Origin of the sequence: Cystobacter fuscus, from assembly GCF_002305875.1 — a bacterium.
Lineage (GTDB): Bacteria > Myxococcota > Myxococcia > Myxococcales > Myxococcaceae > Cystobacter > Cystobacter fuscus_A.
This window is the reverse complement of the sequence record NZ_CP022098.1, coordinates 12125754-12141043: the sequence shown is the minus strand read 5'-3', so window position 1 is coordinate 12141043 and position 15290 is coordinate 12125754. Positions and strand designations below refer to the sequence as shown.

At 70.9% G+C, this 15290-nt stretch carries 12 protein-coding genes; 2 read left to right on the top strand and 10 right to left on the bottom strand.

From position 1 onward, the window contains the following. Positions 1-7 precede the first annotated feature (7 nt). Positions 8-439 carry a winged helix-turn-helix transcriptional regulator gene (locus CYFUS_RS49310; RefSeq protein WP_198316400.1) on the bottom strand — a complete coding sequence of 144 codons (432 nt, stop codon included), beginning with the start codon at positions 437-439 and terminating at the stop codon, positions 8-10. 102 nt (positions 440-541) lie between these two features. Here CYFUS_RS49310 and CYFUS_RS49305 point away from each other — a divergent pair, with 102 nt between their 5' ends. Beyond that, the gene (locus CYFUS_RS49305; protein WP_095991568.1) at positions 542-1396 is read left to right on the top strand and encodes an SDR family oxidoreductase; all 855 of its coding nucleotides are present in this window, start codon (positions 542-544) and stop codon (positions 1394-1396) included. A 33-nt stretch (positions 1397-1429) separates the two neighbouring features. Here CYFUS_RS49305 and CYFUS_RS49300 read toward each other — a convergent pair whose 3' ends face one another. Both CYFUS_RS49300 and CYFUS_RS49295 read right to left on the bottom strand, forming a co-directional pair. After that, the gene (locus CYFUS_RS49300; RefSeq protein WP_095991567.1) at positions 1430-2488 is read right to left on the bottom strand and encodes a hypothetical protein; all 1059 of its coding nucleotides are present in this window, start codon (positions 2486-2488) and stop codon (positions 1430-1432) included. A gap of 68 nt (positions 2489-2556) precedes the next feature. Continuing rightward, a complete protein-coding gene (locus tag CYFUS_RS49295) occupies positions 2557-3657 on the bottom strand; it encodes an esterase/lipase family protein (protein WP_095991566.1) in 1101 nt (366 codons plus the stop codon). Between the two features lie 546 nt (positions 3658-4203). On the opposite strand from CYFUS_RS49295, the gene CYFUS_RS49290 reads away from it, so the two are divergent. Next, positions 4204-4719 (top strand): hypothetical protein, encoded by a 516-nt coding sequence (locus CYFUS_RS49290; protein ID WP_095991565.1) that lies wholly within the window; start codon positions 4204-4206, stop codon positions 4717-4719. 15 nt (positions 4720-4734) lie between these two features. Here CYFUS_RS49290 and CYFUS_RS49285 read toward each other — a convergent pair whose 3' ends face one another. The 7 genes from CYFUS_RS49285 to CYFUS_RS49250 form a co-directional block, all read right to left on the bottom strand. Beyond that, positions 4735-5580 (bottom strand): ankyrin repeat domain-containing protein, encoded by an 846-nt coding sequence (locus CYFUS_RS49285; RefSeq protein WP_095991564.1) that lies wholly within the window; start codon positions 5578-5580, stop codon positions 4735-4737. Between the two features lie 140 nt (positions 5581-5720). Continuing rightward, the gene (locus tag CYFUS_RS49280) at positions 5721-6428 is read right to left on the bottom strand and encodes a hypothetical protein (RefSeq protein ID WP_095991563.1); all 708 of its coding nucleotides are present in this window, start codon (positions 6426-6428) and stop codon (positions 5721-5723) included. Between the two features lie 64 nt (positions 6429-6492). After that, a complete protein-coding gene (locus CYFUS_RS49275; protein ID WP_095991562.1) occupies positions 6493-8373 on the bottom strand; it encodes a serine/threonine-protein kinase in 1881 nt (626 codons plus the stop codon). Between the two features lie 235 nt (positions 8374-8608). After that, entirely contained in the window at positions 8609-9769 is a 1161-nt protein-coding gene (gene nrfD, locus CYFUS_RS49270; RefSeq protein WP_095991561.1) for an NrfD/PsrC family molybdoenzyme membrane anchor subunit, read from the bottom strand. Next, positions 9766-10563 (bottom strand): 4Fe-4S dicluster domain-containing protein, encoded by a 798-nt coding sequence (locus CYFUS_RS49265; RefSeq protein ID WP_095991560.1) that lies wholly within the window; start codon positions 10561-10563, stop codon positions 9766-9768. Before CYFUS_RS49265 ends, nrfD begins: the two co-directional genes overlap by 4 nt. A gap of 6 nt (positions 10564-10569) precedes the next feature. Further along, the gene (gene fdh / locus CYFUS_RS49260) at positions 10570-13836 is read right to left on the bottom strand and encodes a formate dehydrogenase (RefSeq protein WP_420042673.1); all 3267 of its coding nucleotides are present in this window, start codon (positions 13834-13836) and stop codon (positions 10570-10572) included. Between the two features lie 118 nt (positions 13837-13954). Continuing rightward, complete coding sequence (locus CYFUS_RS49250; protein WP_198316399.1) at positions 13955-15184, bottom strand: phospholipase D-like domain-containing protein; 1230 nt, start codon at positions 15182-15184, stop codon at positions 13955-13957. Positions 15185-15290: the final 106 nt, after the last annotated feature.

The window sequence follows — 15290 nt, the reverse complement described above, 5'->3', positions numbered from 1 at the left end:
CGGGGACTCAGGAGGCTCGGTCGTCGGCCGCGTACCTGCCGCGCGCCTCGAGCACCCGCCCGAGGTTGTCCTCGATCCAATCCACGAGGGACTCCACGCGCTCGGCCACCTCGCGGCCCAGGGGCGTGAGGCTGTAGTCCACGCGCGGGGGAATCACCGCGTAGGCCTCGCGCAGCACGAAGCCATCCTGCTCGAGCGCGTGCAGCGTCTGGGCGAGCATCTTCTCGCTCACGCCCCCCACCTTGCGCCGCAGCTCGCTGAAGCGGTGCGTGTCCTCCAGCAGGCACACGAGCACCAGCACGCCCCAGCGGCTCGTCACGTGCTCCAGCACCCCGCGAGAGGGGCACATGGGCGCGAGCACGTTTCCCTGCTCCCTCGCCTCGCGCGCCGCCTTCGCCACCTTCGTGGCCAACCGTCCCGGCTGCTTTCTTTCCGCCATGTTAGTACCTTACTCAAAGGTGGGTACTTACGCAAGGTAAGTGACGGCGTTAGGGTAAGTGCAACTCGAACGCGGCACACCCGCGACGCAAAGGGAGTCCCCATGTTTCTCGTCACCGGAGCCACTGGAAAGCTGGGCCGTCACGTCATCGAAGGGCTGCTGAAGAAGGTCCCCGCGGGGCAGATCATCGCGGCGGTGCGCGATCCCCAGAAGGCGGCGGACCTCGCCGCGAAGGGTGTGCAGGTGCGCCCGGCCGACTACGGCCGGCCCGAGACGCTCGCCGCCGCCTTCGCGGGCGCGACGCGGGTGCTGCTCATCTCCTCCAGCGAGGTGGGCCAGCGCATCGCCCAGCACCGCGCCGTGGTGGAGGCCGCCCGGAAGGCCGGAGTCCGCCTGCTCGTCTACACCAGCATCCTGCGCGCGGACAGCTCGGGCCTGGCGCTCGCCGCCGAGCACAAGGCCACCGAGCAGCTCATCCGTGACTCCGGCCTCCCCTTCGTCTTCCTGCGCAACGGCTGGTACCTCGAGAACTACACCGAGAACCTCGCGCCGGCGTTGGCGCACGGCGCGCTCGTGGGCAGCTCGGGCGAGGGCCGGGTCGCCGCCGCGAGCCGGGCGGACTACGCCGCCGCGGCGGTGGAGGTGCTCACCGGTACCGGCCACGACAACCGCGTCTACGAGCTCGCGGGCGACACCGCCTTCACCCTGTCCGAGCTGGCCGCCGAGGTGTCCCGTCAGTCGGGCCGGAGCATCGTCTTCAAGAACCTGCCGCCCGCGCAGCACCAGGGCGTGCTGGAGCAGGCGGGGGTGCCGGGCGCCTTCGCGGGGATCCTCGTGGACTCGGACCAGGGGGCGGGCCGGGGCGAGCTGAACGACGCCTCCGGGCAGCTCGGCCGGCTCATCGGCCGTCCCACCACCCGGCTCGCCGACGCCGTCGCCGCCGCCGTGCGGCACTGAGGGCCCGAGGGATGGCTCGAGAAGGGGGGCCCGTCAGTTGCGGCCCCACTGCCGGGGCTGGCCGAAGCGGAAGAAGCCGCTGGCCTCCTCCTCGGCAAGCGTCTCCGCCTCGTCCGGGAAGTAGCGCGCGCGCAGCGCGGCGAGCCGCGCGTCCAGCTCGGGGCCCGAGGCCTGCTGGGTGAGGGCGGCGCGCTCGGCCATGTAGCGCTCTCCCAGCTCCCAGCGCGTGTCGCGCCGCAGGTCCAGCTCCTTCCACCGCTCGAGCGCCGCCTCGTCCAGGCCCATGCCCCGGCGCACCTCGCGCAGGCTCCGGGCGCGCTCCTCGGGCGACATCGCCGAGAGCTCTCGCTGCACCGAGCCCAGGTCGAGGAAGCGGTTCATCAGCTCCTGCTGGTGCTCGCGCACGTACTCGGTGGACTCCGCGCCATACGTCTGGGCGAGGCTCTTCTGGTAGCGCTCGAGCCGCTCACCCACGTTCGCCTGGGGCAGGGCGTCGATGGCCCCGAGCGCGTCGGACACGGCCGCGGAGCGCAGCTCCCCCGCCCACAACCGCTCCGCCACGTCCTTTCCGAACAGCCGCTCGCGCTCCGCCCACACCGCCGCCCGGCGCTCGGCCTCGGGCAGGCCGAGCAGCTCCTTCTGGTGCTCCTCCATCCACCGCCCGTACTCCACGCGCTGGCGCAGCCGCTGGGCGAGCAGGTCGGCCTGTTCCGGGAAGGCCCGCCGCACGAGCGCCAGCAGCTGGGCCTCCCACCCCATGGGGTTGAGCTGCTGGAAGTGGCGCATGAGCTGCTCCAGCAGGCGCATCTGGGTGTGGGGCTCGTGCAGGCGCCCGCCGTAGCGCGCGCGCAGGGCGGCGATGAGCTCCTCCTCGGAGCGCGCGGCGTCGGGAGTCTCGGGGGGCGTGCCCGGCGGACGGGCGAGGGCGCGGGGGATGCCCGGAGTCGCGCCGGTGGGGGAGGTGGCTTCCCGCCGCGCCGGGGACGCTCCTGGGGGAGCGCCGGACTCCGGCAGCGGCCGGGTGAGGAGGACGGCGGTGCCCGCGAGGAGCAGGGCCAGGGCCATCAGCAGGGGGGCCTTGCGGCGGTTCATGAAACGGAAGGCTACTCCCGGAGGCCCCTCCCGCGCGACGGGGGAGCCGTCCGGAGAGGCACGGCGGGTCAGTCGTAGCTGCCGATGTACTGGAAGATCGCGGCGTAGAACTCGGGCTCGTCGAAGGTATCCGGCCCCACGCCGATCACGTCCATGTGGTCCTGGTTGATGAGGCCCGAGGAGGAGGTCATCTGCGCGGAGGTGGGCGCGTTGAGGTCCCCCAGGTAGGCGACGTTGGTGTCGTTGGTGACGGAGTCGAAGCCGAAGAGGCTCTCGGTGTACTTGAGCCGGTAGCCCATCTGCTGCGAGTTGATGCCCACGAGCCCGTCATCGTCCTCGTCACCGGCGTTGCCGTTGCCCTTGCCGCCCGCGCCGTCGTTGTCGCAGTCGTCGACGCAATAGCCGTTGCCGTCGATGTCGTAGAGGAATTCCTTGATCAGGTAGAGCGCGGGGTTCACGCTCGCGCCCCGCTGCGAGGTGACGAACGAGGCGTAGCGCGAGGCGTACTTCGCGTCGATGGGGTTGTTGACGTTGAAGGCCTTGGCGCCGGTGGTGATGCCGTCGCTCGCGCTGTAGTCGTTGTAGACGAGCTGCTTGGCGGCCGCGTAGCCGTCGTTGCCCGGCCCGTAGATGACGTCTCCGTAATACGTGGCCAGGGCGTTGATGACGCTGACGACGCCGGGCTTGAGGTCGAGGATGTACTTGGCCACGGGCGAGCCGCGGTGGGGCGAGGACACGCTCACCAGCACGGACACCACCGTGTAGCCCTTGCGCTGCTGGAGCACCTTGGCCGCCTTGCGCGCGTCCAGGCCTCCCTGCGAGTGGCCCACGATGTTCACGCGCGTGGCGCCCACGCTCGCCATGTAGCCCTCGATGTCGTTGGCCAGATCCAGGCCCCGCACCTCGGAGGACTGCATGGGCTGCACCTGGCCCACGAACGTCTGCTGGTTGTCGTCGATGTCCTCGTTGCACGTCCACGCGCTCTTGCACGTGGTGCCCACGAACATGCCGTAGTCATCCCCCCAGTAGTCGTAGCCGAGGATGTCGTCGAAACCGCCCATGCCATGGGCGAACACCACGGGATACGTCGTCTTCGCCGCTCCGGCATGGGCCTCGGGGGCAAGGCCAAACGCGCACAGCGCCAGCACGAGGGCAGGCAGTTGCTTCATGGAAGAAGGTTCCTTGGGGTTCCCCGGGCCGGAGGTCATCCGGTCCGGGGACGGAGGCAGGGGGGGTAAGGACGCTGCGTTGGTCTGGCTCGCCGGGGAACTCGCCGTCGGGAAGCGCTGAAACCATCCAGTCGTCCCCCAGCCCTCGCATGTTGAGCAACTTCCACGCCAGACCTGATGCGTCACGAATGCCAGGACGACGCGTCGCGTTACCTCCAGGATGTGGAGCATGGATGCTCCACTTTCCCCGGCGGCCCTTTTGTCGCCTCTTCGCTACTGACTCGTGGGAGCCATAAGAAAAACCAGGGGTTGGTGTCTTCCACGTGACTGTCCTGAAACAGGACGGTGGGGGTGTCTTCCTCCAGGACATGTACTGGAGGACAGGTACCGGCGGGAGGGCTCCGGGTCATGTCAGGGGGCTGCTGTACGCTGGCGGGGTCGACGCTGAAGACGCGTAGGGCGGGGGTGGGTGGGGAAAAGGTGACCGCCAGGACGGGGTGCCGGTAGGGTGCGGGGTTCGGGGTTTTGGAGGGGTACGTGGCCAGGATGAGACTCGACACGCTCGCGGGGGAGACGTTCCTGCGTCAGGACGAGGGAGTGCTGGAGCAGGGCACCCGATTGAGCCTGGTGACCTGTGGGGAGCAACTCGCCCGGTTGCTGGACGGGGCGCTGGCGTGCAGCTTCTCGCACGAGGAGCCCGAGCAGGCGGAGGAGGGCTCGGTGGTGGAGGGCTTCCTGCGCGACTGCGCGGAGTTCTGCGACGTGACGGGGCTGCCCGAGCCGCTGCGCGTGGAGATGGAGGAGTACTTCGGTCAGCGGCTCGACGCGCTGTGGCGGCTGGACTGGCTGGTGTTCGGCGGCACCCGGGACGCGGTGCTGGAGCCGGGCGAGCCGCCCCTGGCGGGCCGGACGGTGACGCTGTGCCTGGCGCGCTCGGACAGTCCCTCGGTGCAGATGGACTCGCGGCTGCGCCGCTCCCTGGAGCGCTTCCGGACGGCCATGGCGCGCGTGCGCGAGACGCCGGACGAGGGGGAGGACTCCGGCGGAGGACTGCTGCACTGACGCGGGGGGCGCCGCTCAGGTGGCGCGCCCGCCCACGCCCCGCACGCGGTGCAGCACGCGCGTGAGGGGGGCTTCCTCGGCCCGGCGCTCGAGCAGCCGGGTGATGTGGGGTTTGCCCTGCCGCCGCGACAGCGACAGCGCGCTGGCGCGGCCCAGGTCCTCGCGCAGTGGCTCCGCGCCCGCGCGCAACAGCAGCCGCACGGTGTCCTCGTCCCCCTGGAGCACGGCCAGCATCAGCGGGGTGGTGCCCAGGGTCGTCGCGGCGTCCACCGCGGCGCCCGCGTCGAGCAGTTGTTGCACGAGCAGCGCGTGCCGGCGGTCCGCGGCGTAGTGCAGGGGTTGCCAGCCGGAGTCCTGGAGGTTCTCCAGGGCGAGGAAGTGGGAGCTGGGCGCCGCCACGTCCGCCCCCCGCCGCAGCAGCTCGTCCGCCAGGGCCGAGTGGCCTCCGAGCACGGCGCACGTCAGGGGCGTCTTGCCCTCCGCTCCGCCGTACTCGAGCGGCGCTCCCGCCTCGTCCAACAGCCAGGCCGTCACCTCGTGCTGCCCGGCGCCCACCGCGTGCCGCAGCGCCTCGCCCCGCTCGTCCACGTCCGCCCGGGGGATCAGCTCGCGCACCGCCTCCAGGTGGCCCCGCTCGGCCGCGAGCATCAGCGCCGTGGCGCCCCGGATGTCCTTCACCGCCGCCTGCGCGCCGTGCGCGAGCAGCCAGCTCACCAGCTCCACCGTGCCATGCCAGGCGGCCCACATCAGTGGCGTCATCCCCCGCGCGTCTCCCCGGTGCAGGGATTGGGGATCCCGCTCGAACAGCGCTCGGACCACGCCCGCGTCTCCCAGACGCACGGCATCAATCAGGTTGGCCATGAGCTACCTCGCCAGATCAACGATGGGCACTGCCGCCGGGGGGGCTGGTGGGACGACTCGCGCGATGTGGATGACCGGCGCGAAGTGAATGATTTTCGACGGAGCGTGGTGAGCGCAAGTTTATCGGTCCCCGGAAACGCTCACGGGGAGTTCAGGTGTTTCGTGTAAAGCGATTCCAGAGTCAGGAAATAGCCACGTTCTTCCCACAGCACGGCGGCGAGCCGCTCGGCGAGTGAAGTCTCCTCGCCGGAGTCGTCGAGGTGGGGGCGCAGGGGTGCGCCCTGGAAGTGGGCGAGGGCCTCGGAAAGGGCCTCGTTCACCAGCCGGCTGCCGGCCCACAGCCGGCGCAGGGCCTGGTTGATGGGGCGCGCGTCCAGCTCGGCGCAGGCGGCGTGGATGGCGGCCTGCACGCGGCGCGCGGTGTCCGGGGTGGCGAGGGCGTGCGCGGGCAGGTCTCCCCGCTCGAGCGCGTATTGCAGGAGATAGCCGTGGTGCAGGCAGAGCGAGGCCATGTCCACGCAGTCCTTGAGCCACAGGGCGGTGATGAGGCGCCGGTAGCTCTTGCGCCAGGCGAGCCGCAGCGACAGCAGCGCCGCCTTGCCCGCGAGTTGTTGCAGGCGGCTGCCCTCGCGCGGGTGGAGGCCGGCGAGCACGCGCAGGGTGGGCCGGGGCGCGGAGAGGCCCCGCTCGGCGAGCAGCGAGCGCACCATGTCCTCGCGCACGCGGCGCAGCGCGTAGTCATCCACGAAGGGCACGGGGACGAGGGGGGTGAGGCCCGCGGCCACGGCGTGGGTGGCCACGCGCCGCACCGGGGCGGGGATGTCGAGGGGAGGAAACGGGGGCGGCATGGTGGGGGCCTCCGGAGGAAGGCCCCGGGAGTTAGCACGGCGCCCTCCGGGAGGGGAGCGGTCCCTAGGCGCCCGAGGCCTTGTTCCGCGGGGGGACGGGCGCCTCGCGCTCCAGCGCGCGGCAGACGGCGTGGTACTGCCGGTGCAGGTCCAGGGAGAGGGGATCCAACAGCAGGGCGCGCTCGTAGTCCTCCCGCGCGAGCGCGAGCATGCCGGCCTGGTGGTGGGTGCGCGCCCGGGCCAGGTGGGCCTTCAACGAGGCCTGACTGTGCGGATGCCGGGCGAGGAAGTCATGGCGCAGCTCCTCCAACTGGCTCACGGTGAGTCCCTCGGACAGACAGCGCACCACGCCGGCGAAGTTGCCGCGCTCGGCGTCGTAGAGGGCGCGGCGCCGCGGGTGGCCGAGCGTGTCGGCCGCCTTGCGCACGCGATCGAGCACCACGTGGACGCGGGCGCGCAGCGCCGGGGAGATGGGCCGCTCGCACAGCCGCTCCAGGGCCTGTCCGGCTCGGCGCGCGCGCAGCCGCAGCTCCTCGCAGCTCTTGTCCGTCGCCAGCGCGAGCACGGCGTAGAGATCCTCGATGCCGCGCACGTGGTACGGGGCGAGTATCTGCTCCACCTCGGCCTCCACGGCCGGATCAATGGGGGGGCGCAGCGTGTCCAGCGGCTGGCCGAGCATCAGGTGCGCCACCGCGGCCTTGAAGGAGATGGAGGGCTCCACGAGCTGCACGCCGAAGCCCGGCTCCATGCCCCAGGCGAGCGCCTCGTCGGGCAGCACGTGCCGCACCACCTCGCACTCACAGCTCAGCTCGCCCTCGGGGTGCTCGAGGGACACCGTCAGCCGCGACAGCAGGGAGGGGAGGCGCTGGGTGCACAGGAACATGCCCGCGCGCGTGAGCTCCGTGCAGCGCAGCGTCTCGCTCGTGGCGCCGGGGCCCGGCGTCGTCACCCGCACGGGCAGATCCAACGCGGGATTGGGCACGAAGGTGGACAGGGTGGTGGGCGTGGCGCGGGTGGTGGGCCGCGCGTGGCCCTGCTCGAGCGCCACCTGGAGCGCGCCTCGCAGCGCGGCGGCATTCTGGTAGCGCTCCTCGGGATCCTTGGCGAGCGTCCGGAGGATGACGCTGGAGAGCGCCGAGGGCACCCCGGAGCGCAGCACGTGCGGGGCGATGGGCTGCTTGGTCTGGTGCGCGAGCAGCAGCGCGGTGAGCGACTTCTCCACGAAGGGCCGCCGCCCGGTGAGCAACTGGTAGGCGATGACGCCCAGCGCATAGAGGTCCGCGCGGCCATCCAACCGCTCACCGCGCGACTGCTCCGGCGCCATGTAGTCCGCCGAACCGACGATGGCGCCCTCGGCGGTGTCGGTGTTGCGATCCTCGGCGTCCATCAGCTTGGCGATGCCGAAGTCGAGCACCTTGACGAAGGCGGGGCCCTGGCCGCGCTGCACGAGGAAGAGGTTCTCCGGTTTGAGATCCCGGTGGACGATGCCCTGGGCGTGCGTGGCCTCCAGCGCGTCGCACACCTGGGTGAGCAGGGCCACGGCCACCTCGGGGCGCACCGGACCCCGGGCGAGCAGCGCCGACAGGGGCTCGCCCTCCAGGTACTCCATGACGAGGTAGGGCCTTGGCGGCGCCGGGTTGATGTCGATGATGCTGACGATGTTCTCGTGGCCGATGAGGTTCACCGCGCGCGCCTCCATGCGGAAGCGGCGCATCACCTGGCACGAGGCGCTCAACCGGGGGTGGAGCACCTTGATGGCCACGCGGCTGCCAATGTCCACGTGCTCGCCCAGGTACACGGTGCCCATGCCGCCCTGATCCAGCTTGCGGGTGAGCCGGAAGCTGCCCAGACACGTTCCCAGGAGAGGATCCGTCCCGGAGCCCTGCGGCCCCTTGGTGGGCGCGGCGGGGCAATCACTGCTGTCTGAAGCAGCTTGGCTGGACATGGACCGGTCGGCCGTCGGGGCGGACGTGAAGGGGCCGGCGGAACGTACCCCCCCGGTACATTCCCCCCTGCGTGGGCGTGGGTTTTCTGAGATGACGCGATCATCATCCTACGCTCCTGCTGCGCAGGCACGCGGCCTCGGACCACCGGGGTTCACTGGTTAGCCCGACATCTGTGGATTGGTGGACAGTGATGGCCCTGGAAGGCAGGGCGCTGTTCGCGGCCCCACATCCGGATCACGTCGAGGTGGGTGCGTCGCGCAGCACGGGCAGGGGGAACTTCAGCGGCCTGCCGTCCGAGGCGTGGGAGTGTCCCGTCACCTCGGCGGCGCCCAGGCCCTGGCGCTGTCCCTGGAAGGTGGCCTGGGGATCTCTCGACGACGTCTTGCCCGCGTGGAACAGGGCGAAGCGCGTGAGCAGCGCCCCCGCCGTGCCCAGCACCGCCGCGGCCACCTTCGTCGCCGGACGTCGCCGCTCTGGCCACACGTCCAGCGCGAGCGAGGCCGCGGTGCAGACGTGGGCCGCCACCCACATCGCCCCCGTCCAGCCCCGGCGCAGCGGTCTGCCCACGGCCTCCACGCGCGAGGCGTCGCGGTGGGTGGCGAGCCCCGCGGCGAGCGCGGCCACCTTTCCCCCCATGCCGAACAGGTGGAGGACTCGCTCCTCCTCGGGCGCGTGGGGCAGCAGTTGGAGCAGGCTGCCCGCGCCCGCCACCGACGCGGCCATGAACAAGAGGGGCAGGCTCTTGTGGACGGACTGCCACAGGGCCACCGACGTGTTGGTGATGAGCACCGCCGTGTACCCCGCGAGTGGCATGCCCAGGAGGCCCCCGATCAGGGCCGCGCCGTCTCCCGCGCGCCCGAGCCAGCCTTTCTGGCCCGAGAGCACCGCGGCCGCGCCGTTCATCGCACCCGAGCCCGAGAGGATCCACGTGCCCAGGTTCATGGGCGAGGTGGGACGGAAGACGCGCAGCATGTGGAGGAAGCGCTCGGGCCGGCCCAGGTCATGGATGAGCAGTCCCGCGCTCACGCTGTCGCCCACCGCGCCGATCCACCGGCACCGCACCCCCAGCGGCCGCAGACGCTCGCCGCCGAGCACCTCCGCCGTCGCGCCCAGGAGGCTCGCCGCGCCCGCCGTGCCGCCCACGTGGAAGTAGAGCGGAATGGTCCAGATCCACACCGGCTCCTTGAGCACGGGCTGCCCGTAGTAGCTCGGCGTCGCCGAGGTGACGTCGGATCGGGTGGGCCGCGTGTGCATCACCTCGCGCGCGGGGTTGGCCTCGTCCAACTGTTTCACCCGCTGCCAGGCGCCCTCGCCGGACAGCTCGCCCCGGCTCGTGTCGATGTCGCGCCCATCCCCGCGCTTGTCCAGCTCCTCTGGCCGGATGCCCTTGCTCACGCGTGCTTCCCCCTTCCGAGCAGCACCGCCCCGAGCGCCAGCGCCGCCATGCCCAGCGCACCCCAGCCCGCCATCGCCCAGGACTCCTTGCCCTTCATCGTCGGCACCACGGGATCGGGCGGCAGGTTGTAGACCTCGGGCTTGTCCACGAGCAGGAAGAAGGCGTTGAGCCCCCCCGTGCCCGGCTGGTTCTCCGGCTCCGCGCCATACAGGTACGCCTGGCCCAGGCCCCGCTCGTGCAATTGCTCCACCCGGCGCCGGGCGCGCTCGCGCAGCTCGTCCACGTCGCCGTACTGGATGGACGCGGTGGGGCACGCCTTGGCGCACGCGGGCGTCATGCCCTCGCCCAGCCGGTCGTAGCAGAGCGTGCACTTCCACGCGCGCCCGTCGTCCTCGCGCCGGTCGATGACGCCAAAGGGACATGCCGTCACGCAGTAGCCGCAGCCGTTGCACACGTCCGGCTGCACGTACACGGTGTCGAACTCGGTGCGGATGATGGCGCCCGTGGGACACGCCTCCAGGCACCCCGCGCGCTGGCAGTGCTTGCACACGTCCGAGCTCATCAACCACGAGAAGTCGAGCAGCCCCACCGTCTGCCCGGGCAGGGGCACGGGCCGCTCGACGAACGCCACGTGCCGCCAGGTGGAGGCGCCCAGGTGCCCCGTGTTGTCGTAGGACATGCCCGTCAACTCCAGGCCGTCCTCGGGCAACTGGTTCCACTGCTTGCAGGCCACCTCGCACGCCTTGCAGCCGATGCAGAGGGTCGTGTCGGTGAAGAAGCCCTTGTGTCCCATGCGGTGCTACTCCCTCGGGTCCTGCTCGGGTTGGGGCGAGGGCGGACCCACGCCTTCATTGTCCCGTGGCACTTCCACCACGCCTGGAGGCAGGGGTGGCGGCTCCCAGCCCATCGCCGCGAGCCTTCCCTGCCCGCGCCGCCCCGGCAGCACGTTGCACGCGAGCACCTTGGACTCCTGGATGGAGACGTTCGGGTCCGCCGAGAAGGCCGTCAGATCATTGGTGCTCTCGCCCTTCACCCGCCCCGAGTAGCCCCAGTGGTACGGCATGCCCACCTGGTGCACGAGCTTGCCGTCCACCCGCAGCGGACGCAGGCGCTCGGTCACCAGCACCCGGCACTCCACCTGGCCCCGTGCCGTGGACACCGTGCACCAGCCGCCGTTCTCCAGCTCCGCCCGCGCCGCCAGCTCCGGCGACACCTCCACGAACATCTCCGGCTGCAGCTCGCTCAGCCACGGCAGCCAGCGCGACATGCCGCCCGCCGTGTGGTGCTCGGTGAGCCGGTACGTGGTGAGCATGTACGGGTAGCGCGGATCCTCCCACGCCCGCGCCATGGGGTTGTCGCGGCGCCGCCAGTCGTAGCGCGCCGGGTTGCACTGCTGCCCGTAGAGGGCGTTGTGCACCGAGGACTCCAGGGGCTCGTAGTGCGTGGGCAGCGGGCCGTCCACCATGCCGCTCGGCGCGAACAGCCACCCCTTGCCATCCGCCTGCAGCAGGAAGGGATCATCCCCGGAGAGCGTGTCCAGCCCCTGGTCTCCCTTGCTCGCCCGGTACGAGGGCTCCCGGTCCACGATGAAGTCGGGCACGTCCTCGCCCGTCCACCGGCGCTGGCCCTCGTCCCACCAGACGTACTTCTTGCGCTCGCTCCACGGGCGGCCCTCGGGATCCGCCGAGGCGCGGTTGTAGAGCATCCGCCGGTTGGCCGGCCACGCCCAGCCCCACTCGGGCGCCACCCACGTCTGCTCCTGGCCCGGCTTGCGCCGCGCGGGCTGGTTCACCCCGTTCGCGTAAGCACCCGAGTAGATCCAACAGCCACACGCCGTGCTGCCGTCCGCCTCGAGCTTCGTGAAGCCCGGCACGGGCACGCCGTCCTTCACCGTGTAGCCGTTGATCTCCCTGAGCACGGCCTCGGCGTCCGGCTCGTCGAGCGGGCCGTGGGTGGGGTAGTCCCAGGTGAGCGCCTGGATGGGCCGATCCTTCTCCTCGGTGGAGTCCGCGTAGAGCGCCTTGAGCCGGCGCCCCAGCTCGAAGATGAACTGCAGATCGCTCCGGGCCTCGCCCGGTGGCTCCACCGCCTGCGAGTGCCACTGCAACAGGCGCTGGGTGTTGGTGAACGAGCCGGACTTCTCCGTGTGCGCGGCGCTCGGGAAGAAGAAGACCTCGGTCTGGATGTCCTGGGGCCTCACGTCGCCGCGGAGGACTTCCGGGGCGGTGCGCCAGAACTCGGCCGTCTCGATGAGGGTGAGGTCGCTCACCACCAGCCACTCGAGCTTGTGCAGCGCCTTGCGGTGCAGCGCGCCGTTCATCGAGCCCACCACGGGGTTCTGCCCCATGACGAAGTAGCCCTTGAGCTTGCCGTCGGCCATGTCGGCCACGGTCGTCATGTGCGAGTGGTCCCCGGTGAGCTTGGGCAGCCAGTGGAAGCACCAGTCGTTCTTCTTCGTCGCGGCGTCGCCGTAGTACGCCTTGAGCAGCGAGACGACGTACTTGGGGAACTCGCTCCACCAGCCGCTGGCCGACACGTTGTTGTGGAGGTACTGGTCGAAGCGCTGCGCGTCCGGCGCGTGCGGCATGGGGATGTAGCCGGGCAGCAGGTTGTAGAGCGTGGGGATGTCGCTGGAGCCCTGGATGGAGGCGTGGCCGCGCAGGGCCATGATGCCGCCACCGGGCCGGCCGATGTTGCCCAGGAGCAATTGGATGATGCCCGCGGCGCGGATGTTCTGCACGCCCACCGAGTGCTGCGTCCAGCCCACCGCGTAGCAGATGGCGCTCGTGCGCTCGCGCCCCGAGTTGTCGCACAGCGTCCTGGCCACCTTGAGGAACAGCTCCTCGGGCACGCCGCAGATGCGCGAGACAACGGCCGGCGTGTAGCGCGCGTAGTGGCGCTTGAGCACCTGGAAGACGCAGCGCGGGTGCTGGAGCGTCTTGTCCCGGGACACCTCGGTGATGTGCTTGCCTTGCACCTTGCCGTGACCGCCGGCACCGGGCTCGGCGAAGATCTCCTTGTGACCCGCGGCGGGCACCACCCCGTCCAGCCCCTCGTACTGCCAGGTGTGGGGCGAGTACTTGCCCGTCTCCGGGTCATACCCGCTGAAGAGCCCGTCCAGGTCCTCGGTGTCCCGGAAGTCCTCGCGCAGGATTGCGGGCGCGTTGGTGTAGTGCACCACGTAGTCGTGGAAGTAGCGCTCGTTCTCCAGGATGTAGTGGATGATGCCGCCGAGGAACGCGATGTCCGTGCCCGCGCGCAGGGGGACGAACACGTCGGCCATGGCGCTGGTGCGCGAGAAGCGCGGATCCACGTGGATGACGGTGGCGCCGCGCTCACGCGCCTCCATCACCCACTGGAAGCCCACCGGATGGCACTCGGCCATGTTGCTCCCCTGGATGAGGATGCAATCCGAGTGGGCCAGATCCTGCTGGAATCCGGTGGCTCCGCCGCGTCCTAGCGTGATGCCCAGACCGGGCACCGTGGAGGAGTGTCATATTCGAGCCTGGTTCTCCACCTGGACGATGCCGAGCCCCGCGGTGAAGAGCTTCTTGATGAGGTAGTTCTCCTCGTTGTCGAGCGTGGCGCCGCCCAGGTGCGCGATGCCCAGGGTGCGATTGACGATGTCGCCCGACTCCGTCTTCGCCTGCCACGTGGTGTCGCGTGCCTTCTTCACGCGCTCGGCGAGCATGTCCATGGCCTTGTGCAGGGGAAGCTTCTCCCACTGCATGGCGCCTGGGCGCCGGTAGAGCACGTCGAGGACGCGGTGGTTGCCCGTGACGAGCTGGAAGCTGGCGCTGCCCTTGGGACACAGCCGGCCGCGCGAGATGGGGGAGGCCTCGTCCCCCTCGATGTCGAGGATCTTCCCGTCCTTCACGTAGACCTTCTGGCCGCAGCCCACGGCGCAGTAGGGGCACACGGAGGGAACGACCTTGTCGGCCCGGACGGTGCGCGGCTCCAACTGGCGGCTGCGCTCGCTCATGGCCGACTCGCCCAGGCCGAGCGCGTCCTTGCGCTGGATTTGACGCAAGAGGGGCCAGCGCGACAGCAGGTTGAAGAGTCCCACGGTTCGCCTCTCGGATGGACAGGGCTGCGGCGCAACCATGGGCATGCCGGGGAACGGTGGCGATGGGTCCCCGGGACGACATCCGCCTGCCCGCCAGGTGGCTGTCCGGGAGTGGACGTCAATCGAACCGGTCGAATATCCACCACAGGACGCGGCGCATGCCGGAGATCAGGAGGTAGTACCAGGGCGTCGTGTGCACCTCGCGCGAGACGTCGAGATCCTCGAGGAAGGCCCGCGCGAGCGCGGTGGTGAGGGCGGGGTCCTTCACCACGAGCGAGCCCTCCTGCAGCACGTTGAGGGAGAAGGGATCCAGGTTGGTGGAGCCGACGATGCACTGGTCCTCGTCCACCACGGCCGTCTTGGCGTGCATCATCGAGGGCTGGTACTCCCAGATGCGTACGCCGTGCTTGAGCAGGGAGCGGTAGGTGGAGCGCTGCATGGCGCGCGCCACGGGGACGTCGTTGATGGGACCCGGCACGAGCACGCGCACGTCCACGCCGGCATGGCGCTGGCGGATGAGCAGGCGGGTGAAGGCGTCGTTGATGGCGAAGTAGCCGCTGGAGATCCACAGCCGGCGCCGGGCGGAGCTGAAGACCGCTTCCAGCATCTGCTCGGCGGGCTCGGCGCCGGGGCGGGCGCGGCTCTGGATGAAGGCGGCGCGGGCGGGGCCCTCGGGGGCGAGGGAGGGGAAGGAGTCGGGAGGGAGCGGCTCGCCGCCGGAGTGCTGCCAGTCCTCGGAGAAGGTGGCCTGCATCTGCGCGAGGGCGGCGGGGCCGAGCACACGCACGTTGGTGTCACGCCACTCGTGCTCGCGCTGGCCGTGGCCGTCCCACTCGTCCGAGATGCACCAGCCGCCGGTGAGCCCCACGCGTCCGTCGATGACGAGCAGCTTGCGGTGGTTGCGCAGGAGCAGCCGCCAGAAGCGGCGGAGGCGGGGAGGGTGGAAGCGGCGAACCTCGCACCCGGCGCGCTCCAGGCGAGGGCGCACGTGCTTCTCGAAGCCGCCCCGGCTGCCCACGGCGTCCACGAGCAACCGGCAGGCGACACCCGCGCGCGCCCGCTCCTCGAGGGCCGCCACGAGGCGATCCGATACCTTCCCCGGGCGCCAGATGTAGATGCACAGGTGGATGCTCGAGCGGGCCCGTGCGATCTCCCGCTCGATGACCTGGAAGATGTGGCCGTTGCACACCAGCTCCACCTGGTGACCGGGCAGCAACTGGGGGCACGGCTCGGAGGCGCCCTCGGGCGGGAGGGCGGTGGGAACGATGGGCTGGAGAGGGCCCTGGACGAGCTGGAGCCCCGGGTGGGGCGGGACGACCAGGGTGCCTTGAGGGGGCGTGTGGCTCATTCGAGGACTGGGACGGCGCGGTGGAGGCGGGTCATGAGACGAATGGCGGAGAAGTTGTGCACGGCGGCACGCTTGCTCCATCTCCCGGGGAGCGTGGGGTGGAAGC

Excerpts from the sequence above, each read along its gene's own strand:
- CYFUS_RS49310 (WP_198316400.1), bottom strand. The coding sequence starts at position 439 with ATGGCGGAAAGAAAGCAGCCGGGACGGTTGGCCACGAAGGTGGCGAAG.
- CYFUS_RS49305 (WP_095991568.1), top strand. The coding sequence starts at position 542 with ATGTTTCTCGTCACCGGAGCCACTGGAAAGCTGGGCCGTCACGTCATC.
- CYFUS_RS49300 (WP_095991567.1), bottom strand. The coding sequence starts at position 2,488 with ATGAACCGCCGCAAGGCCCCCCTGCTGATGGCCCTGGCCCTGCTCCTC.
- CYFUS_RS49295 (WP_095991566.1), bottom strand. The coding sequence starts at position 3,657 with ATGAAGCAACTGCCTGCCCTCGTGCTGGCGCTGTGCGCGTTTGGCCTT.
- CYFUS_RS49290 (WP_095991565.1), top strand. The coding sequence starts at position 4,204 with ATGAGACTCGACACGCTCGCGGGGGAGACGTTCCTGCGTCAGGACGAG.
- CYFUS_RS49285 (WP_095991564.1), bottom strand. The coding sequence starts at position 5,580 with ATGGCCAACCTGATTGATGCCGTGCGTCTGGGAGACGCGGGCGTGGTC.
- CYFUS_RS49280 (WP_095991563.1), bottom strand. The coding sequence starts at position 6,428 with ATGCCGCCCCCGTTTCCTCCCCTCGACATCCCCGCCCCGGTGCGGCGC.
- CYFUS_RS49275 (WP_095991562.1), bottom strand. The coding sequence starts at position 8,373 with ATGTCCAGCCAAGCTGCTTCAGACAGCAGTGATTGCCCCGCCGCGCCC.
- CYFUS_RS49265 (WP_095991560.1), bottom strand. The coding sequence starts at position 10,563 with ATGGGACACAAGGGCTTCTTCACCGACACGACCCTCTGCATCGGCTGC.
- CYFUS_RS49250 (WP_198316399.1), bottom strand. The coding sequence starts at position 15,184 with ATGAGCCACACGCCCCCTCAAGGCACCCTGGTCGTCCCGCCCCACCCG.